Genomic DNA, 18614 nt, shown 5'->3' with positions numbered 1-18614 from the left:
ACCTTGCAGCCGCCTATTCACCGACTACATCGTGAGCCGAGCCCTACAGCGGCCGGGCGCCGGCTGGCGCGCTGCCCGCCGGGCCGCCGTGGTGCTGAATCTGCAGGTATTCGGCCTGTTGCAGCCGGGCTGCCGCCGCTTTTAGCGCCGGGTGACGGTTGGCCCGGGCCTGAAAGCCGCGGTACTCCGCGCTCAGGCTGAACTCGCGCAGCGCCCGAAACCACGGCTGTTGCTGCATGCGGGCCGCTAGCTGGTCCTGCTGCTCCGCCGGCAAACTTGCCTGGTAGCGCATAAACCGCTCGTAGCGCGGCCCTATTTCCCGGATGGCCTGGTCGATTAGCCGGGCGGCCCGGGCATCATCGGGCTCGGCGTAGATGGCGCGCATCCGCTCAATACCCTGACGCGCTATTTCAATCATGATGGCGGTAGAATCGGGGGCGGCGGTCTGTGCCCGGGCGGATGGCGCAATGCCCGGCAGCAGCAAAAGCAAGCCGAAAACCGGGAACAAACGGAGGGCAAGGCGCATAGTCAGAAGCGGTAATAGTATCGTTCGGTGGCTGTACGGGAAGACTGACAAGGTAACGCTGCAACGAAAAAATACCGGTTGTTCAGTTGCCTACAATCTGCCATTCTGAGTACCGGCTGCGGCAGCAAGCAAAGGGAAGCAGCCAGAAAGCGGGCAGTTCGCGCGGTTCCAACTCCCACCCGGGACGCGGCGTAAGGTCAACAAGACCATCCTTGCCGCTTGACTATGAAATGCTTCGAAAAAACCTGCTGGGGCGCGTTACTGAGCCTCGGCCTGCTGCTGGGCGCCGCGCCTGGGGCCCAGGCCCAACAATCAGTCGAGCTGATTATGGACAACTTCACCAGCAGCGTCGTGTCGCAGACCAATACGCTGCTGGCCAACAACGCCGTCGAGGCGTCCATGCGCAACGCGGACCGGAGCAAAAGCGCGAGTGCCGGTGCGGCGACAAAATCGGCCGGCACCGCCTATAGCCCCAGCGCCACGGCCCGCCGGCAGGCCCTGGCCGCGCAAAACCACGGCAAACCGGCCGCCGCCGCGCAGCAGTTCACCGCCGCGTTCGGGCCGGGCGGCACCACTGATTACACCACGCTGTACCGCAAGCTGCTGAGCGGCTCGGGCCTGCGCGAAAACGACCTGGCCGATGCTTACGCCGCCTACCTGGTGGCTACCTACCAAGTGGCGCACGGCGCGGTGCCGGGCCAGGCACTGCTGCCGGCCGGTAAGTCGGGGGCGGTGCGGGCGCAGCTAGCCCCGGCCGTGGGCCGCGCCCTGGCGGGCAAATCGGCCAGCACCACGGCGGCCCTGGGCGAGTACCTGAAGCTGCAGACCGCCCTGCTGTACGTGGGCGCGCAGGGTGCCCCCGATACGCAGCCGGCTTTCCGGCGTAACGTGGCCAGCACCCTGCAGCAGCGCTTCGGCATCGACATAAACGCGCTGACATTGACCAACAAGGGCTTTGCCAGAAAATAGCGGGGTGACCCTGCCTGGGACATTCTTACAGCAAAAAGGCCCGCTTCGAAAAGCGGGCCTTTTTGCTAAGCATTGCCGGCGGTGCTACTGAATGACCACGCGCTGCACGGCCGGGGCCGCGTTGGGTGTGCTGACGCTCAGCAGGTAGAGCCCCGGGGCCAGACCCGCCGTCGGAATGTCGGTGGCGGTGCTGGCTACGGCCTGCTGCCGCACCAGCTGCCCCAGGGCGGTGGTGAGGCGGTAATGGGCCGGGCCGGCGTGCGTTAGGCGCAGCGGCTGGCCGGCGGCTACGGGGTTGGGCCAGGCCAGCGTGGCATCGAGGCGGGGGCGCTGCGTGGCCAGCGGGCGGTTCTGGTTGAGGAGCACGTAGCCGCCGCTGGTGGCGTTCCAGTTGGAGGTGACCAGCGCATCCAGGTCGCCGTCGTTATCCAAATCACCCATTGTCAGGGTATTGAGGTAAGCCCCGGCCACCGCTTGACCGCTGCCGCTGAAGTTGCCGGCCCCGTCGTTCAGGCGCACCTGCAGCGACTGATCCTGCCAGCTGCTGGCAATAAGGTCCAGGTCGCCGTCGCCGTCTACGTCGCCCAGCTGAGATGCGCGCGGGTCCGTCCCGGCCGCCACCGTGGTAGGCGCCCCGAAGCTGCCGCTGCCGTTGTTGCGGCGCACGATTACGCCGCTAACGGTGCCGTAGCTCGTGCCCAGCCAGTCCAGGTCGCCGTCGCCGTCGATGTCGGCCAAGTTGACGGCCTGAAACGAGCCGGCCGTCCAGGGCATGGGGGTCGGGGTAAAGCTGCCGCTGCCGTCGTTGAGGGCGATGGTTACGGGCGTGGGGTTGGTGGCGACCAGGCTGACGGCCGTAAAATCCACGTCGCCGTCGTTGTCCACGTCGCCCAGGGCTAGGGCCGTGGGCTGAATGGTCACGGGCACGTCGCCGGCGGAAGTAAACGAGCCGGTGCCGCTGTTCAGCAACACGGTGACGTAGCTCGTCTGGGAGCTGGGAAACGGGGTCAGCACAAACATATCCAGGTCGCCATCGGCGTCGGCGTCGGCCAGCTGGATGCTGGCCGGGTTTGTATTGCCGATCGGTACGTTCGGGCCCGTCAGGAAAGTGCCGTCGCCGTTACCAAAAAACACCTTGATGTGGAACGGCAGCGTTGGGGTGCTGGTGCTGTTCGGAATCAGCGCGTCGGGGCGCCCGTCCCCGTTGACGTCGCCCACGGCCAGCGCGCTGGCCGTGCTGTTCGGGTTTACCGGCGGGGCCGGTATGCTGCTAAAGGTGCCGCTGCCGTTGTTCAGCCAGAGGCTGATGCCCGTCGGCTGATTTTGCTCCGAGGACAGGATGTCCAGGTCGCCGTCGCCGTCGAAGTCGGCTAGTCTGGGCGCGGCCGGAGACAAGCCAAGGTTGAGGCGGGTGGGGCTGCCGAAAGTGCCGGTGCCGCCGGTGGTAGCGGCCGTGAACTGCCACACCTGCCCCTGGGCCACCGTGCCGCCGTTGGCCGCGCCGAGCAGGGTGGCCTGCACGGTTTCGCCGGGCCGGAAGGCGCTGCCCGGGCTGAGGGTAAGCGTGTTGCCGCTGGTCGCGAGCGGGCCGGTGCGCTTGCCCCGGGCCTGCTGGCTGAACACGTGCAACTGGGCCGGGCCCGTGGCCGGCAGGGCGGAGGAAGCCGTAACGGAAATCGGCGTGCTGACCGGGGCGGCCACGGCATTGCGCGCCGGCGAGAGGGCCGTGACGACGTGCTGGGCCGCGGCGTAGCTGCTAATCAGCAGCAGACCAGCACTCAGTACCGTACTCGGCCCGAGGCTTTTGGGGGTACGGAGGTGCTTCATAGACGGGTAAGGAAAAAATGACGAACTGTATCAACGGGAAGAAATATAGCTAAAAGGTTGACTTTTTCCGGGCTGCTGATGCTTTTGGAAGCCAGTTGGCGTAGCCAGGCACTGAGCCCGCCCACCACTCAGCGCCCCGCCGCTTCGGGGAATAGCTCGTCCAGCCGCGCATCCAGAAACCGCTGGTACGCCGTTTCCAGGGCCGGATTGCGGCGGCAGCGGTCGAAGAACTTCACGGCCTGGGGCGTTTTGTTGAGCGCCGCCAGCTCCTGCCGCCAGCTGTCGGTGGGCTTAATGGTGAGGCCGGTTTTGCCGGGCAAAGCGGCCGTCAGCTCGGCGCGCAGGGCCTTGCGGCGGGCGCTCAGCTCCTCGGTGGCGGTGCTCAGCAAGGCCGTGGCCCGCGGGTCGCCGGGGGCAAAGTAGGCCGCCCGCAGCCGCTCCAGGTAGTCGCGGTGGTACTGGGCCACGCGCTCCGACGAGGTAGCGGCTTGAGCGGCCCGGGGCTTGGGGGCCGTCTGAGCAGGGGCCGGGGAGGCCAGCAGCAGGCTCAGCACAAGGGACAGGTAGGACATGGCAAAGGGGCGGGAAAGGGCCGACAGCGCGAGAAGTAAGAACGGGAAGCTGGGGGCAAAGCACGGAATAATACGCTGGTAACGTTCGGGGCGGCGGCCATTCGCTGGTAAAAGCCTTATCTTGGGCGTAGGTTCCCCGACCTATAACTGCTCCTGCCGGGCGTATTGTCCAGCTTTACCTGCCTCTCACCTCACCTGCCTTTGTTTCGCTTGTCAGCCCCCGCGCCGGCGGCGAATCCAATGCATTTCACTCCCCATCAGCTCCTTGTTCAACTGATGCCGGCCCGCTAATGCGTCGGATTGCTGCCTATGAAATCATTTAGCGTCCTCACGGACCCCACGTACCAGGAGCCGGCCCAACGCTCCGCCGTCGACCAGTGGCTGGTCAGCCTCATCAACGACAAGCGTGACCTGCCGTTTGTGCACCTCACGCTGCGCATCACCGCCACGCTGATTCCGCTGGCGGCGCTGCTGTTCGTGCCCGGCCTGCCTGGCTGGGCCTGGTGGCCGGCGGCGGTGGCGTACCAGTTTCTGAACAACATCACCTTCAAGGGGCCCTTCGGGCTGATGCTACACTGCACCAGCCACCGGGCTTTCTTCAAGAAGGAGTACGGCTTCCTGAACCACTACCTGCCCTGGGTTATCGGGCCCCTGTTCGGGCAGACGCCGGAGACCTACTACGCCCACCACCTGGGCATGCACCACGCCGAGAATAACCTGGAGGACGACAAAAGCTCTACCATGTACTACCAGCGCGACTCGCTGCGGGGCTTTGCGCACTACCTCGGCACCTTCATCATGCTGGGCATCTTCCACCTCTCGCACTACTTCATCAAGAAGCGCAAGATGAAGCTGCTGTGGCGCTCGGTGCGCGGCGAAGTGCTCTACGCGGCCCTGTGCGTGGGTTTGTGGCTGGTAAACTGGCCCGCCACGCTGGTGGTGTTCGTGCTGCCCTTCCTGATTTCGCGCGTCATCATGATGCTCGGCAACTGGACCCAGCACGCCTTCATCGACGGCAACGACCCGGGCAACGACTACACCAACAGCATCACCTGCATCAACACCAAGTACAACCACAAGTGCTGGAACGACGGCTACCACGCCAGCCACCACATCCGGCCCGCCCGGCACTGGACCGAGCACCCGGCCGCCTTCCAGAAGGATATTCCCAAGTACGTGCAGAACGACGCCATCGTGTTCGACGGCATCCACTTCCTGCACGTCTTCGCCTGGCTGATGCTGAAGCGCTACGACCTCATGGCCAAGCACTTCGTGAACCTCGGCGACCGGTACCAATCGGAGGCGGAAGTCGTGGAGCTGCTCAAGAGCCGCACCCGCAAAATTGCCAAGGCCCGGCCCCAGCTGGCAGCGGCCTAGCGGGCAACTCCCCCTCAAGCACGAAAAAAGGCAGCCCCGACGGGCTGCCTTTTTTCGTGGGGCGTCCCGCGGCCGGGCGTCAGCCGCCCACGCGGTCGAAGCCGAAGGTGGCGGCGTAGCGGTGGGGCCGGCTGGTGAGGGCCGCGCAGATGATTTCGGTGGCCAGCAGGCTGTAAGTGGTGCCGTTGCCGCCGTAGCCGAGGGCAAACTGGTGCCGCGGAAAGTCCTTGTGCGCGCCGATGTAAGGCAGCCCGTCGTCGGTTTCGCCGTACACGCCGGCCCACACAAAGTCGCGGGTGAAGGGCGTCTCGCGGGCAAACAGATCCTGAAACTGCTTTTCCAGCTTGTCGACCTTGTGCTCCAGCACGGTGTTCTGGAAGGCGGCGCTTTTTACTACTTCGTCGCGGCCGCCCACCATGATGCGGCCGTCGGCGGTGGTGCGGGTGTAGAGGTAGGGGCGGGCCGTTTCCCAGATCTGGGCGTTGCCGGTGGGCAGGCCGCTCATTTCGCCGGGCTGACTGATGACCACGTAGGTGGAATGCAGGTTCACCAGGTCGCGCGGGACCAGGTTGTCGGCCTCGTAGCCGGTGCACACCACCACGTGCCGGGCCCTGATGCGCCTCTCGCCCGCGTGTACCGTCACCGATTGGCCGTCGGCCTCCGTGGCGCAGTGCTGCACGGGTGTGCGCTCAAACACCCGCAGGCCCTGCTTGGCGGCTTCGGCCAGCAGCGTGTGCGTGAGCCGGTACGGGTCCACCTGGGCCGTGTCGCCGGAGAGCAGGGCGGCGGGGGCCTGCAGCTGGTAGCGGCGCAGCAGCTCGGCGCGCTCCAGGTACTCCGCGTCGATGCCGATGCCGCGGCGGGCTTCGCCTTCGTCGTGCAGGTGGCCGGCGTCCCGCTCGCGGCTGGCCAGGTAGAAGCTGCGGCAGTACTCGTAGCTGCAGGGGTCGGGCAGCTGCTCGCGGCAGAGGCGGCCCAGCTCGTGCACGGCGTACACGTTGGCCAGGTAGGCATCGTTGGCCCGGCTGGTGCCGAGCTTCTCGCGCAGGTCGATGAGGTCCACGTCCAGCTCGTACTGGCACATGGCAGTGCTGGCGGAGGTGCTGCCGCCGCCTACGTAGCGGCCTTCCAGCACCACGGCCCGCAGGCCGGCCCGGGTGAGGTAGTAGCCCAGGAAAGCCCCGGTGATGCCGCCGCCGACGATGGCCACGTCGCAGCTCAGGTCTTCGGTAAGCACGGGGTAGCGGACGAGGCCCTGCTCGGTAAGCCAGAAGGGCTGGCCGGTAGTCAGAATCATGCGGGTGGGAATAGGGGAGGAGCACCGGCCGTGGAGCTGACCAATACTGTTTCTGCTTACGACGAAGCCAGCAGAGCCGTTGGCACTGGCCGGTATCCAACGCAAAAGCGCCGCCGGCTCGGGGCCGGCGGCGCTTTCGGGAGGGCGGGGTACTGCCGCTTACCGGCCGGGCTGAATGGTCAGCACCTCGCCCAGGCGGACGGTTTCCTCGGTCTTGTTGTTCCACTGCATAATCTGCGCGGGCTTCACCTTGTACTTCTGCGAAATGCTGAACAGCGTCTCCTTGGCCACCACCGTGTGCTTGATGGTGCCCGCCGCTGCCACCGGCTTAGCCGCTGGCGCCGCCGGGGCGGGCTTGGCGGCCGTCGTGGCGGCTGGAGCAGTTGAAGCGGGTTTGGCCGGTGTCGTTGTCGCCGCTGGGGCAGTTGAAGCCGGTTTAGCTGGGGTTGTTGCAGCCGCCGGGGCCGGTTTGGCCGGGGCGGAGGCCGGCGTTTTGGGCGCAGCAGCAGCGGCAGTCGGAGCTGGGGCGGCGGTGCCGGTGGGCGGCGTCAGGCGCAGCACCTGGCCCAGCTGCAGCGAGGGGTTGGGCGGCAGCGCGTTCCACTGCACCAGGTCGGCGGGGCGCAGATTGTAGCGGCGGGCCACGCCGTAGAGCGTTTCCTTAGCCTGCACCGTGTGCTGCCCGCTGGCCGGAATGGGCCAGCCGGCGCCCGGCGTCATCGTGGGGTCAGCGGCGGGAGTGGCCGGGCTGGCAGCCGGCTTGGGGGCAGGCACGGCCGCCGTTGGGGCGGCCGGAGTGGTTTTCGGCACCGACGTCGGAGCGGGTTTCGGGGTGGCGGGCGTAGCAGCTACCGGCGTCGGGGTGGTGGGCTTGGGCTCCGCGGCCACCGGCTTGGGCTCGGTCACGGCGGGCTTCGGGGCCGGCGCGGCCGGTTTGGGCGCCGGGGCGGGCGTAGCGGCCGGCTTGCTGACGACCGGGGCCGAAGCCACCGCCGGTTCTTCGTCGGGCTCGTTGCCGCTGGGCTCGTCGGCCAGCGGCGCGGCGGCGGGCAGCTTCTTCTCCGTCGGCTCGCCGGTGTAGAGGCCGCGGGCGGGCTTGGGCGCGGGCGCGGCGGGGGCCACAGCCGGGGCTTCGGCGGCCACTTCGTTGATAGTTTCCACCGTGGTGTCGACGGCCACGGTATCCGCTTCGGGCTCAGCGGCGGCAGGTTTGCGGCCCAGTTTGCTCAGCAGCCCGCCGATGCGCGAACTGTCCTGCTCAGCCTCCGGCGCATCGTCGATGGCGCGCTGGGCGGCGGCAGTACGGCCGGTATACACCTCGGCCTCGGCGGGCTTCCGCTTGGGTGCGGGCGTCGGGGCGGGGGTAGCGGGAACTGGAGCAGGCGCGGGGGCCGGGGCGCCGGTGGGACGCTCCATGGCGGCGGCCACGGCGCCCGTCTGGTCCTGCACAAATTCCACGGCCACGGCCCGGGGGCGGGTGTGTTGCAGCCAGAGCACGCGGCCGGGCTGCAGGGGCTCATTGGCGGCCATGCGGTTCTTGCTCCGGATGGCCCGGGCCCGCACCCCGTACTTCTGCGACACGGTGACCAGGCTTTCCCCGGCCTGCGTCACGTGGTACTCCACGGCGGCCTTGTCGCGCTTTTTCTGAGTGAAGTAGGGCTGGCCCGCCACCACGCGGTCGAAGGGCATCAGGTCGTTGAACTGCATGAACTTGCGCAGCTTCACCCCGGCGCGGCGGGCCAGCTCTTCCTTTGACTCGTTGGGCAAAGCCACCACGGCGCGCATCCCGTTTACCGTCACGAAAGCGGCGTTGCGGGCGTCGGTTTCGGGCGCGGTTACCAGCTTGGTGGCTACCTGCCGCTGCTGCACGGCCATGGCCAGCAGCTGCAACGAGTCCGTCACGGGCACCAGGGCGGTGTAGGTTTTGCCGGTAGTGGGCACGGCGGCGGCCAGCAGCCAGCGGTTGTGCCGGCTCAGCTCGGCGGGGTTGGTTTGCAGGGCCTGGGCCAGGGCGGGCAGGCTCTGCCCGGGCACGGCCGGGTACTCGCGCAGCAGCATGGCCGGCCGCGGGTTCGTGCCGATGCCCGGCTCGTAGGCCAGCTTGTGGGCCAGGAAGGTCAGGATGTAGGGGTGGGTCTGCTCGGTAATCTGCATTTCCGTCGCCTTGGCGTCGGTGGGCAGGGTGTAGGGCTTCACGCCGCCCAGGCCGAGGTTGTAGCTCAGCAGGGTGTGCAGCCAGTTCTGGTACATGCGCTGGCTGCGCAGCAGGTACTTGGCCGCCCCGTGGGTGGCCGCCACCAAGTGCTTCCGCTCGTCCACGGCGTCGCTGACTTCCAAGCCGAAGTCGGCGGCGGCCTCGCGCTTGAACTGCCAGTAGCCGATGGCGTCGTGGATGCTCTGCGCGTCGCCCTGCAGGCCGCTTTCCTGGATGCAGAGGAAGCGGAAGTCCAGCGGCACGCCTTCCTCCTGGAATACCCGCTCAATGATGGGGAAGGCCGCGTCGGCGGCGGCTACGCGCTGCTGGTAGGAGCCGGGGTGGCGGCGCAGCGCGTCCACTTTCTGCTGCACGGCCGCCCGGCCGCCGTCGGAGAGGCGCAGGCGCAGGCCGGCAAACTGGATTTCGGCCGGCACCGGCAGCGGGGCCAGGCTGGCCGGGGCCGCCGGGCGGGGCGTGGCCGCGGGGGTGGCCGTGGTTTTGGCGGGCGTCTTCGCGGGGGCAGCGGCGGGCTTGCGTTGGGCCGTAGCCACCAGGGGCAGGGCCGCGAGCAGGACGGGCAGCAGTCGTTTCATAAGCAGGCGGAGCAGGCGGGGCCGGTCCGGCACTGCGCCTTTGCCCGCCCCCTCAGCTTACAAAGTAGGCGAAAAAATCGGGGTGGTGGGGCCTGATTGGCTGAAAACCACCGGCTGAGCCCGGCCCGAAAGCCGCGCCGCGCCAGGCAGAAACCGCTCTTGACGCCCGCGAAAAGCCAGCCCGCGCCCATCCGTCGGGGCTCAGCGCGCCGCCCGTTGTACCAGCGCCTGCACGTAGGCCTGCAGCGTGGTGTGGCCCCGCTCGGTGGCTTCCGGGCGCGGAAAGTCGCCCTGCAGGGTCAGGTCCGTCATGGCCACGAACGACTCGGTGGCCGCCTCCGAAAAACCCATGCCCCGCAGCGTGGCCGGCCACTGCGCCCGCGGCAGCTGCACGGCCCGCACCGGCTGGTCCAGCGCGGCGCTGAAGGCCGCGGCCACGTCGGCGGGGCAGTAGCGGGCGGGACCTTCGGCGAAGTGCGGGCCGCGCTCCACGGTCGGGGCCGTCAGCAGCCGGGCTGCCAGCTGACCGATGTCCTGCGGGGCCACCATGGGCAGGCGGAAATCGACGGGGTAGAAGGTGGCCAGCTCGCCCGACTGGCGCACGGCGTCGAGGTAACCGTCCCAGTTGCTCATGTAGTAGGCCCCGCGGATGATGCTGTGCGGAACGGACTGCTCGGCCAGGGCCTGCTCCATTTCATAAAGCACGCCCAGGTCGCCGATGCGGCGCCCGGGCTGGGCCCCGTGGTTGATTCAGCCACGATGCGCTCCAGCCCCGAGCCTTCGATGGCCTGCAGAATGCTGCGCAAGGTGCGACGCTCCTCGGCGGCCGAATCGGAGTCGGGCGGGGCGGGCGGGTTGAGCAGGAACAGCCGCCGGCCCTGCTGCAGCACCCGGCGTAGGGCTGCCGCGTCGCGCACATCGGCCACGGCCACCTGGGCGCCGCGCTGCTGCCAGTCGGCGGACTTGGCCGCGTCGCGGGTAACTACGGTGACGGGCTGCCCTTGCTGCAGCAGGGCCCGCGCCACGGCCGAGCCCACGTGGCCGGTGGCGCCAAGGATGATGTGCATGGTGCTGGGGGGGTGATGCAGCTTGGCTCTATGGGCAGTCCGGGCGCACGTTTGACCCAGCCGACGTGAAGAGTATCAAATAATTTTCACTGAAAAGATTTGATACTTCTGGTGCCGGCCAGCAAGAGTATCAAATGATTTAAATTTAAAAGATTTGATACTCTTGCTGGCCGGGCAGCACACGGCCAGCGCCGAGCCCTTTGCGCCGCACCGTCTACAGGAAACCAAAGCGGGGCCAGCGTTTCCACCGGCCCCGCTGGGCTAAGCATTAATAGGGACCACCGCCGGGAGGGCCGCCGGGACCCGGCCCACCGCCCGGAAAGCCGCCGGGGGCGCCCCCGCCGGGGTAGCCGCCCGGCCGGCCGCCGGGGAAGCCGCGGCGCTCCTCCGGCTGGGGCTGGTCGAGGTCGGGCGTGGCGCCGCCCTTGTTGCCGGGGAAGTTGCGGATGTTGTAGGTGAACATCAGCATCACGTAGCGCGTGAGAATATTGGTGCGCACGTCCTCCACGTAGGCCGTGGTCTGGTTCGGCACGATGCTGCGGTTCTGCTTCAGAATATCAAAGGCGAAGAGCTTCAGCTCGCCCTGCTGGCGGGCAAACAGCTTCTTGCCCACCGAGGCGTTCCAGAGCACGTAGTTCTGGTTGAAGCCCTCCGACAGGCCCGAGTAGCCCACGTGGGCCACGTCCGACTGCACCGTGAGGCCCTTGATGATAATCCAGCTGAAGCGCAGGTTGGTGTTCTGCCGGAAGTAGTTGCGGTCGGCCGTGGGCTGGGCCGTGTTGCGCACGTAGGTCTGGGTGGAGTTCGACGAGAGCGTGAAGTCCAGGTTCGGGCTGATGTTGGAGCTGAGCACCGCCCCGAAGCCGAAGCTGGGCGTGCGGCTGTAGTTGAGCTGCTGGCCTTCCACGCCCGTCACCGTTACCAGGCCCGGCGTCTGGGCGAAGTTGGCGTTGGCGTTCAGGTTCAGGTTCGATTTCACGAAGCTGAGCGGCAGGGTGTAGTTGCCGAAGGTGCGCAGCGAGTACTGCCCGTCGAGGTTAATCGGCTCGGTTACCTGCCCGCCCGCCGGCACGATGACGCCGCGAAACTCCGTGGGGCGGCTGAAGATGCGGGTGCTGTTGGTGATGTTGTTGCTGGTATAGGAGCCGCCGAGCAGGGCGAAGAACGAGGTCGACTTCTCCACGTTGGCCGAGGAGTAGCGCAAAAACAGGTTGTGGTTGTTTTCCTGGCGCAGGTTTGGGTTGCCGGTCGTAATCTGCAGCGGGTTCGAGTTGTTGACCACCTCCTGCAGCTGGCTGATGCTCGGTGCCTGGGTGCGCATGCGGTAGTTCAGGCGCAGGTTCTGCTGCCGCGAGAAATTGTAGCGCATCTGGGCGCTGGGCAACACGTTCAGGAAGTTGCGCCGGGTGCTGGTGGCCAGCGGAAACTCCTGGTCGTTGCGCAGCTGCGCGTGCTGCACCTGCGCGCCCACCGACCACTGCAGCTCCCGGTCGTTGTAGCGGTAGCTTACCTCGCCCGCGTTGGTGAGGTAGCGGCTGCGAAACACGTTGCTCAGCTCGGGATTAAACACCGAGTACTCCGCCGTCGTGCCGTCCAGGTTGTAGGTTTTCTTGTCCGAGTCGTTGGGCGTGTAGTTGGCGTTGTAGCTCAGCTGCAGCTGGCTCTTGGGGCTCAGCGGCTCGGTGTAGTTGGCGTTGGCGCTCCACTGCCAGCCCGTCTGCGCCAGGTCCGAAAACTGGTCGGTGCGCGTAACGGTGGGCGTGCCGCCCGGGGTGGTGCGGGTGTAGTCTTCGTTGACGGAGTTCAGGAAGTTTTCGGCCTCCCGGGTATTGTAGCCCATGTTCAGGCCCAGCGAGAAGGTGCGCCCGCGTTTCTGGAAGCGGCGCCGGTACAGCAGGCTCTGCCCGAAGTTGACGCCCAGGTTGTCGGCCCGGTAGTCGCTCAGGTTGGTGCTGCGCCGCTCCCCGATGGTTTCCGAACTGGGCTGCCCGCGGTAGGTGTTGCCGTCGAGGGTGTTGCGGCTGTCGTTGCTCTGCACCGAGAGGCGCGGCTGCCAGAGCACGGAGTTTACCGAGTCGAATTTGTGCTCCAAGCGCAGGTTGAAGCGGTTGTTGATGTTGGTGCTGCCGGTGTTGGAGTTTTCTTGGTAGCGCAGAATACGGCCCAACGAGTCCTGAGCGGTGAAGCGCCGGTCGGTGTTGCTGACCAGCGTGTTCACGCTGCGGTTGAAGAAGTAGCTGGCCTGCACGTCGGTTTTCTTGCCCCAGGAGTCGGAGTAGTTCAGGCCCACCGCGTTGGTCTTCGAGATGCCGCCGCTCTGGCCCACCAGGAAGTTGCCCGAGGCGTTGGTGCCACCGCCGCCGCCACTGGCCCCGTTGCGGCCGCCGCCCCCGCCGCCGCGGGCCGAGCCGCCCACCACGCCCAGCAAATCGTCGGTGCCGAAGTTCTGCTCGTTCACGTTATTGCTCTGCGCAATGACGGAGAAGCGCTGCTTGCCGCGGAAGGAGTTGATGTTGCCCGAGGCCCGGTAGCGCGTCTGGTTGTCGCCGCCCTGGCCCGCGCCCACCAGCACCCGCCCAAACTGCCCGTTACGGAACTGCGGCCGGGTGACGATGTTGATGGTTTTCTGCTGGTTGCCGTCGTCGAAGCCCGTGAACTGGGCCTGGTCGGAGGCCCGGTCGTACACCTGAATCTTGTCGATGGCCTCGGCGGGCAGGTTTTTGAGCACCGCGTCCGGGTCGTTGCCGAAGAACTCCTTGCCGTCGACCAGCACCCGCTGCACCTGCTCGCCCTGGGCCTGAATCTTGCCCGAGCTGGGGTCCACCGTCACGCCCGGCATCTTGGTAATCAGGTCCTGGGCGTTGGCGTCGGGGTTGGTCTTGAAGGCGCGGGCGTCGTACTGGGCCGTGTCGCCCTTCTGCACGGCGGCGGCGGCGCGGCCGGTTACCTCCACGCCCTTCAGCGTCACGCCCCCGGCCTGCAGGCTCAAGGTGCCCAGCTCCAGCGGCTGCCCGCTCACCGTCACGGCCCGCTTGATGGTCTGATAGCCCAAGAACGACACCGTGAGGCGGTAGCGCCCGGCTTCCACGGCCGGCACCGCGAAGTTGCCCTCCGCGTCCACGGCCGCGCCGGTGCGGGCCGAGTCGGCCGTGAGGCGCGTCAGCAGCACGTTGGCCCCGATCAGCGGCGCCTGATCCTTGGCATCGAGCACCCGGCCGCTCACCGGCACGGTCTGCGCCAGGCCCGGGGCCGCGACGGTAATCAAAGGAAAGAGTAGCCCTAGAGCGTGTTTCATATCAGCAAAAGCGGAGCCCAACTAAGGAGATATGGACCGCGCAACGACGCGGACGTTTAATCGGAGGAGGTATACGCAGGCGTATTTTTTTAAGCCGGCTTTAATTCCGGGCTGAGCTAGTGCAGCTTACGCACCAGCAGCAGCCCGTCGCGGATGGGCAGCAGCACGTTTTCCACCCGCGGGTCCTGCTGCACAAAGTCGTTGAAGGCGCGCACGGCGTGGGCGTCCTTGTCGGCGGGCTTCAGCGGGTAGTCGGGCAGGGCCTTGCCGCTCCACAGCACGTTGTCGATGAGCAGGAAGCCGCCGGGGCGCACCCGCGGCAGCACCAGCTCGTAGTACGTGTGGTTGCGGATTTTGTCGGCGTCGATAAACACCATATCCCAGGTTTCGGGCAGCTTCGGAATAAGCTGCTCCGCGTCGCCGATGTGCAGGTGGATGCGGCCCTGCAGACCGGCTTCCCGCACGTAGCGCTCCACCCGGCTGCGCAGCTCGGGGTTTTGCTCCACGGTGTGCAGCTCCCCGTCTTCCGCCAGGCCCTCGGCCAGGCACAAAGCCGAATAGCCGGTAAAGGTGCCCAGCTCCAGCACCCGGCGCGGGCGCAGCATCTGGCTGAGCATGCCCAGCAGCCGGCCCTGGTAGTGGCCCGAGAGCATGCGCGGCATGAGCGTCTGCAGATGCGTTTCGCGCACGAGGCGGCTGAGCAGAGGCGGCTCGGGGGACGTATGCTCGTCGGCGTACCGCATCACGGATTCTTCCGGATTCATCGGATTACACGGATTTTGTGGACGATTAGGGCAGCAGGAGCGTGGTGGAAATGCGGGGTCGGAATCAGCCCGATTCGTCATCCGTGAGGAGCGGCGGGCTAAATATGGACGGCCCGCCGCGGCTTGCTCTCCTGTGGTGTGCTGCCCGGAGCGAGGAACGCTCTTCGGATTCACTACGGTTTTAGTTGCGCGCCGGGTGAAGCCGGAACTTCCATACGCCGAAACCCGACTTGCCCAACTCGTACGCGTGCCCGACGACGCGGTAAAGCCCTTCGTAGCGAAACACCTGCTCGGCCCGCTCTTCATCGTACACTTTGCGGATAACGCGCACGGGCTGGCCGGTTTCCTGGCTTTTCATCAGGGCTAGATTCCGGTCGTTGAGTGTCTGGTCGGTGGTTTGGTGGCCGGTTTTCAGGTCGCGCCCGCCCTGGCCGGTATAGATGATTTCGTCCTCGGCGAAGACGTCATCCTCGTATACCTGCGACATGACGATGCTTTCGGCCCCGGTGTGCTGCGAGCCGGCAATGCCCGCCCGCACCGGCCGGTGCAGGCCGCTCAGCCGCAGCTCCAGCCGGGAGCGAAACGTGTCGCCGGGCAGGTAGGAGCCGACGTGGCCGAAAATAGAAGGCATGGAAGAACAGAATGCTGTAGCGCGGGCTTGGCTGCGCCTTCCTGCGGTTCAGCCCGCGTCCGGTCGGGCGGTTGTCGCAGAACGAAATCGGCCGGATAAGTGAGTCACTATCTGGCGGACGCGGGCTGAAGCCCGCGCTACAGTTGCGCTACGAAAGGTTTAGCCTCCGTTACCGTCCTTCCGGCACGTACTGCAGGCTGCTCAGGTTGGCCTCGCCGAACACTTCGTTGGCCAGCTCCTGCAGCTGCGGGGCCGTCACGGCCCGGATCTGGGTGAAGATTTCGTTCAACGATTCCACCCGGCCCAGGTCGAGGGTGCTTTTGCCCAGCAGCTGCATCATGCCGCCGTTGCTTTCCTCGGCCATGGCCAGCTGGCCCATCAGCTGCTCCTTGGCCACGTGCAGCTGGGTGGTGGTCAGCGGCTTTTCGCGCAGCAGGCGCAGCTCCTTGAGCACCAGCTGGGTGGTACGCTCCAGGCGGCGCTTCTCGGTGGCGAAGTAAATGCCGAACAGGCCCGTATCGGTGTAGGGCGCGTAGTTGGCGTCGATGCTGTACACGAAGCCGTACTTCTCGCGCACGGCCAGGTTCAGGCGGGAGTTCATGCCCGGGCCGCCCAGGATGTTGGTGAGCATGAAGAAGGGCAGGCGGCGCTCATCCGTCAGCGCGTAGGCCGGGCAGCCAATGAGGCTGTGGGCCTGCGTGATGGGCCGCGTCTCGGTCTGCTGCTGGGGCTGGTACTCTCCAAAAGCCTGGCGCGTCCGGGCGCCGAGCTGTGCGGGCAGCGGGGCCAGGTACTTATCGGCCAGGCGCTTCACTTGCTGGAAGGGCAGGTTGCTCACGGAGCTGAACACCAGCTGGTCGGTGCGCAGGTTTTCCCGCAGAAACTGGAAAAAATCGGCCTGCTGGAAGCCCGACACGCTTTCCCGGGTGCCCAGGATGTTGTGCCCCAAGGCGTGCTGCCCGAAGACCACCGCGTCGAAATCGTCGATGATGGCGTCCTCGGGGGCGTCCACGTACATAGCCATTTCCTCCAGAATCACCCCGCGCTCCTTCTCGATTTCCTTGGCCGGGAAGGTGGAGTGGAAGGTCAAATCGGTCAGCAGCTCGAAGGCCCGCTCGAAGTGGGTGCTCAGCAGCGAGGCGTAAAAGCAGATTTTCTCCTTGGTGGTGTAGGCGTTCAGCTCGCCGCCCACGGTTTCGAGCCGGTTCAGGATGTGGATGGAGCGGCGCTTTTCGGTGCCTTTGAAGGCCATATGCTCCCAGAAGTGGGCCAGGCCGTACTGCTCGGGCCGCTCGTCGCGGGAGCCGATGTCGAGCAAAAAGCCGCAGTGGGCCACTTTGGTGTGGGGTACCTGCTTGTGCAACAGCCGGATGCCGTTGGGATACTGGTGAAAATCGTAGTCGAGCATGGATATAGGAAGCAGCGCGGGGGAGGCCGTCGGGCCGCCAGGCGCGCTTGAAGTCAGCAAGAGCGAGGGAAAAACGCGGCGCCGTTCGGGGCTGCCGCGCAAAGGCTACAAAGATAAACCGGCAAGCCCCACGAACGGTTCGGGCAGCTAGCACCGTTGCTGGCGCCGGTTTAGCGCAACGAAGTGAAGCGTAACCGGTGCCCGGTATAAAGCAGGTTTCCAACCTGCGTGGACCGTTACGGCGTCAATCCAGGCATATTCGTCCGGGCGCCGGCCTCAGGCTGAAAGCCTGCCTTATGCCAGGCACCGGTTACGCCGTCTTCGACGGCTAAACCGGCGCCAGCAATGGCCCATCGGCCAGGGCCAGCAATGGCCCATCGGCCGGGGCTACCTGCCCGCCGCCTGCACGGGCCGCTGCTCGGCTTCGGCCAGCACGGCCAGCAGCTGGCTGGTCTGGATGCCGTGGGCGCAGTGGAAGTGGCCGAGCGGGCACTTCGGGTAGCCATGCAGCCCGCAAGGCCGGCACTCCAGCTCCTCGGGCAGCTGCACGATGCGGGCGAAGGAGCTGAGCGGCCCGAAGCCGAAGTAGGGCACCGTGGAGCAGAACACGGCGCAGGTGGGCGCATCCACCGCCGAGGCCAGGTGCATGGGCGCCGAGTCGTTGACGTAGTTGAGCACCGCCCCGCGCATCAGCGCCGCCGAGGCCAGCAGGGAAAGTTTGCCCGAGAGGTTGACGACGCCCGGCCGGCCGGCTTCGTCGAGCAGGGCCTGGCACTCGGCCGTGTCGGGCGGACCGCCGAGCAGGAACACGGTGTACTGCGCCGGCAGGGCGCGCAGCAGCTTCACCCACTGCGCCCGCGGGAACTGCTTGGTAAACCACACCGAGGTGGGCGCGATGCAGAGGTAGGGCCTGCCCTGGGCCTGACCGGCGGCCTGGGCCGCGGCGGCTTCGTCGGCGGGAGTAGGGTAGAGGCGGGGGCGGGTGAGCGGGCCTTCGGGCTGGGGCTCCAGCAGCATGAGGTTGCGCCCCACCTCGTGCAGGCCCGGCACAAAGCCGTGCGGCACCCGGCGCGTAAACAGCCGGCTCAGCGGGTTTTTATCGAAGCCCACGCGCTCCGGGGCGCCCGAAAAGGCCGTCAGCAGGCCGGTGGAGGCGAAGCGCTGCAGGTTGTAGACGCGGCCGTAGCCCGCGGCGCGGATCTGCTGCAGCAGGCGCCACAGGCCCGCGTACTTGCCGGCTTTCTTGTCCCAGATGAGTACCCGACGCACGTGCGGGTGGCCCTGCACCAGCCCCTCGTTGCCGCGGCGCACCAGCACGTCGACGGGCGTTGCGGGCTCGGTGGCGTGCAGGCGCTCCAGCAGGGCCGTGGCCAGGATAACGTCGCCGATAAAGGCGGTCTGAATCAGCAGGATGGGTGCAGGGGGCGCAGACTGGGGCATGAACAAGGGAGGCGGGCCGCAAAGATACCGCCCGGCCGACGTTCGGGCTATACCGGTCGCGTCCGGGCTGCGGCTACTCCCGCCGCAGCCAGCGCGCCACTAGGTAGCCCAGGCCCAGGCAGCCGACCATGCCCCCGGCCAGCAGCGCCGTGGTGGTCGGCGTTTCCGCGTCCAGGTAGTGCAGCACCCCGCCCGCCCCGATCAGCAGCACCGCCTCGGCAATGAGCAGAAACAACGCCAGCCACAGCAGCCAGCGCCCGCGCCAGAGCCGGTTCAGGCCCATGCTCAGCCCGCCGACGGCCAGGGGCATCAGCAGCAGCGCCACGGTGTACTGATTGGTTTCGGCGGCAGTGCCCGGGGCGGCCGACAGCTGCGCGGAAGTCAGCCAGTGCCAGCACCAGAGCAGCAGGCCCAGGCAGCTCAGCAGCGCCAGCGCCCCCCAGCCCCGGCCCCGCCGGGCGGGCTGAGCGGGCTGAGCAGTGGGCGGCTGGTCGATGGCGGGGTCGGCGGCGTAGCCTTCCGGCTGGTTCATCAGGGCGGGGTTGGTCGGAGAGGAAGTACGGCCCGACGAGCGGCAAAGGTATCCGGGCGGCTGCGAGTTGGCGGCGCGGCTACGGGCGCGTTTGCCGGGGCCACCGCTGCCGCCGCCTG

15 protein-coding genes are annotated in these 18614 nt (G+C 67.2%); 2 read left to right on the top strand and 13 right to left on the bottom strand.

Annotated elements, in window-relative coordinates; genetic code table 11:
- Nucleotides 1-43: 43 nt before the first annotated feature.
- Nucleotides 44-526, bottom strand: coding sequence for a hypothetical protein (locus EJV47_RS11620; protein WP_126693317.1), 483 nt, complete (start codon nucleotides 524-526; stop codon nucleotides 44-46).
- A 225-nt stretch (nucleotides 527-751) separates the two neighbouring features.
- Between EJV47_RS11620 and EJV47_RS11615 the strand changes: the two genes are divergently transcribed.
- Complete coding sequence (locus EJV47_RS11615; protein WP_126693316.1) at nucleotides 752-1495, top strand: hypothetical protein; 744 nt, start codon at nucleotides 752-754, stop codon at nucleotides 1493-1495.
- An 84-nt stretch (nucleotides 1496-1579) separates the two neighbouring features.
- Here the strand turns inward: EJV47_RS11615 and EJV47_RS11610 are convergent, their stop codons facing one another.
- Both EJV47_RS11610 and EJV47_RS11605 read right to left on the bottom strand, forming a co-directional pair.
- Nucleotides 1580-3322: an FG-GAP-like repeat-containing protein gene (locus tag EJV47_RS11610; RefSeq protein WP_126693315.1), complete on the bottom strand. Its 1743-nt coding sequence runs from the start codon at nucleotides 3320-3322 to the stop codon at nucleotides 1580-1582.
- Nucleotides 3323-3450: 128 nt separating this feature from the next.
- Nucleotides 3451-3894, bottom strand: coding sequence for a hypothetical protein (locus EJV47_RS11605; protein WP_126693314.1), 444 nt, complete (start codon nucleotides 3892-3894; stop codon nucleotides 3451-3453).
- Between the two features lie 309 nt (nucleotides 3895-4203).
- Here EJV47_RS11605 and EJV47_RS11600 point away from each other — a divergent pair, with 309 nt between their 5' ends.
- Nucleotides 4204-5271 carry a fatty acid desaturase family protein gene (locus EJV47_RS11600; protein ID WP_126693313.1) on the top strand — a complete coding sequence of 356 codons (1068 nt, stop codon included), beginning with the start codon at nucleotides 4204-4206 and terminating at the stop codon, nucleotides 5269-5271.
- A 79-nt stretch (nucleotides 5272-5350) separates the two neighbouring features.
- On the opposite strand, the gene EJV47_RS11595 is transcribed toward EJV47_RS11600, so the two are convergent.
- The 10 genes from EJV47_RS11595 to EJV47_RS11555 all read right to left on the bottom strand — a co-directional run bounded on the left by EJV47_RS11595 (nucleotide 5351) and on the right by EJV47_RS11555 (nucleotide 18495).
- Nucleotides 5351-6568 (bottom strand): NAD(P)/FAD-dependent oxidoreductase, encoded by a 1218-nt coding sequence (locus EJV47_RS11595; RefSeq protein WP_126693312.1) that lies wholly within the window; start codon nucleotides 6566-6568, stop codon nucleotides 5351-5353.
- A gap of 159 nt (nucleotides 6569-6727) precedes the next feature.
- Complete coding sequence (locus tag EJV47_RS11590; RefSeq protein WP_126693311.1) at nucleotides 6728-9358, bottom strand: LysM peptidoglycan-binding domain-containing protein; 2631 nt, start codon at nucleotides 9356-9358, stop codon at nucleotides 6728-6730.
- A 201-nt stretch (nucleotides 9359-9559) separates the two neighbouring features.
- Nucleotides 9560-10051, bottom strand: a complete 492-nt coding sequence (locus tag EJV47_RS28420; protein WP_207895882.1) for a Rossmann-fold NAD(P)-binding domain-containing protein — start codon at nucleotides 10049-10051, stop codon at nucleotides 9560-9562.
- Nucleotides 9988-10425 (bottom strand): NAD(P)H-binding protein, encoded by a 438-nt coding sequence (locus EJV47_RS28415; RefSeq protein ID WP_207895881.1) that lies wholly within the window; start codon nucleotides 10423-10425, stop codon nucleotides 9988-9990. Before EJV47_RS28415 ends, EJV47_RS28420 begins: the two co-directional genes overlap by 64 nt.
- Nucleotides 10426-10693: 268 nt before the next feature.
- On the bottom strand, nucleotides 10694-13720 hold the full coding sequence (locus EJV47_RS11580) for a TonB-dependent receptor (protein WP_126693310.1): 3027 nt from the start codon (nucleotides 13718-13720) through the stop codon (nucleotides 10694-10696).
- 116 nt (nucleotides 13721-13836) lie between these two features.
- Nucleotides 13837-14484 (bottom strand): O-methyltransferase, encoded by a 648-nt coding sequence (locus tag EJV47_RS11575; protein WP_126693309.1) that lies wholly within the window; start codon nucleotides 14482-14484, stop codon nucleotides 13837-13839.
- A gap of 181 nt (nucleotides 14485-14665) precedes the next feature.
- Nucleotides 14666-15115, bottom strand: coding sequence for a YDG/SRA domain-containing protein (locus tag EJV47_RS11570; protein ID WP_126693308.1), 450 nt, complete (start codon nucleotides 15113-15115; stop codon nucleotides 14666-14668).
- 169 nt (nucleotides 15116-15284) lie between these two features.
- A complete protein-coding gene (locus EJV47_RS11565; RefSeq protein ID WP_126693307.1) occupies nucleotides 15285-16523 on the bottom strand; it encodes a M16 family metallopeptidase in 1239 nt (412 codons plus the stop codon).
- Nucleotides 16524-16910: 387 nt separating this feature from the next.
- Entirely contained in the window at nucleotides 16911-17963 is a 1053-nt protein-coding gene (locus EJV47_RS11560; protein ID WP_126693306.1) for a glycosyltransferase family 9 protein, read from the bottom strand.
- A 73-nt stretch (nucleotides 17964-18036) separates the two neighbouring features.
- Nucleotides 18037-18495, bottom strand: coding sequence for a hypothetical protein (locus EJV47_RS11555; RefSeq protein ID WP_126693305.1), 459 nt, complete (start codon nucleotides 18493-18495; stop codon nucleotides 18037-18039).
- Nucleotides 18496-18614 lie beyond the last annotated feature (119 nt).

Source organism: Hymenobacter gummosus (assembly GCF_003970915.1).
Taxonomy (GTDB): Bacteria; Bacteroidota; Bacteroidia; order Cytophagales; family Hymenobacteraceae; genus Solirubrum; species Solirubrum gummosum.
The sequence above is the reverse complement of the archived record's forward strand: the minus strand, read 5'-3'. Positions and strand labels throughout refer to the sequence as shown.

Bases quoted from the DNA above. Each gene is read 5' to 3' on its own strand.
- EJV47_RS11620 (WP_126693317.1), bottom strand. From the start codon at position 526: ATGCGCCTTGCCCTCCGTTTGTTCCCGGTTTTCGGCTTGCTTTTGCTG.
- EJV47_RS11615 (WP_126693316.1), top strand. From the start codon at position 752: ATGAAATGCTTCGAAAAAACCTGCTGGGGCGCGTTACTGAGCCTCGGC.
- EJV47_RS11610 (WP_126693315.1), bottom strand. From the start codon at position 3,322: ATGAAGCACCTCCGTACCCCCAAAAGCCTCGGGCCGAGTACGGTACTG.
- EJV47_RS11605 (WP_126693314.1), bottom strand. From the start codon at position 3,894: ATGTCCTACCTGTCCCTTGTGCTGAGCCTGCTGCTGGCCTCCCCGGCC.
- EJV47_RS11600 (WP_126693313.1), top strand. From the start codon at position 4,204: ATGAAATCATTTAGCGTCCTCACGGACCCCACGTACCAGGAGCCGGCC.
- EJV47_RS11595 (WP_126693312.1), bottom strand. From the start codon at position 6,568: ATGATTCTGACTACCGGCCAGCCCTTCTGGCTTACCGAGCAGGGCCTC.
- EJV47_RS11590 (WP_126693311.1), bottom strand. From the start codon at position 9,358: ATGAAACGACTGCTGCCCGTCCTGCTCGCGGCCCTGCCCCTGGTGGCT.
- EJV47_RS28420 (WP_207895882.1), bottom strand. From the start codon at position 10,051: ATGGAGCAGGCCCTGGCCGAGCAGTCCGTTCCGCACAGCATCATCCGC.
- EJV47_RS28415 (WP_207895881.1), bottom strand. From the start codon at position 10,425: ATGCACATCATCCTTGGCGCCACCGGCCACGTGGGCTCGGCCGTGGCG.
- EJV47_RS11580 (WP_126693310.1), bottom strand. From the start codon at position 13,720: ATGAAACACGCTCTAGGGCTACTCTTTCCTTTGATTACCGTCGCGGCC.
- EJV47_RS11575 (WP_126693309.1), bottom strand. From the start codon at position 14,484: ATGAATCCGGAAGAATCCGTGATGCGGTACGCCGACGAGCATACGTCC.
- EJV47_RS11570 (WP_126693308.1), bottom strand. From the start codon at position 15,115: ATGCCTTCTATTTTCGGCCACGTCGGCTCCTACCTGCCCGGCGACACG.
- EJV47_RS11565 (WP_126693307.1), bottom strand. From the start codon at position 16,523: ATGCTCGACTACGATTTTCACCAGTATCCCAACGGCATCCGGCTGTTG.
- EJV47_RS11560 (WP_126693306.1), bottom strand. From the start codon at position 17,963: ATGCCCCAGTCTGCGCCCCCTGCACCCATCCTGCTGATTCAGACCGCC.
- EJV47_RS11555 (WP_126693305.1), bottom strand. From the start codon at position 18,495: ATGAACCAGCCGGAAGGCTACGCCGCCGACCCCGCCATCGACCAGCCG.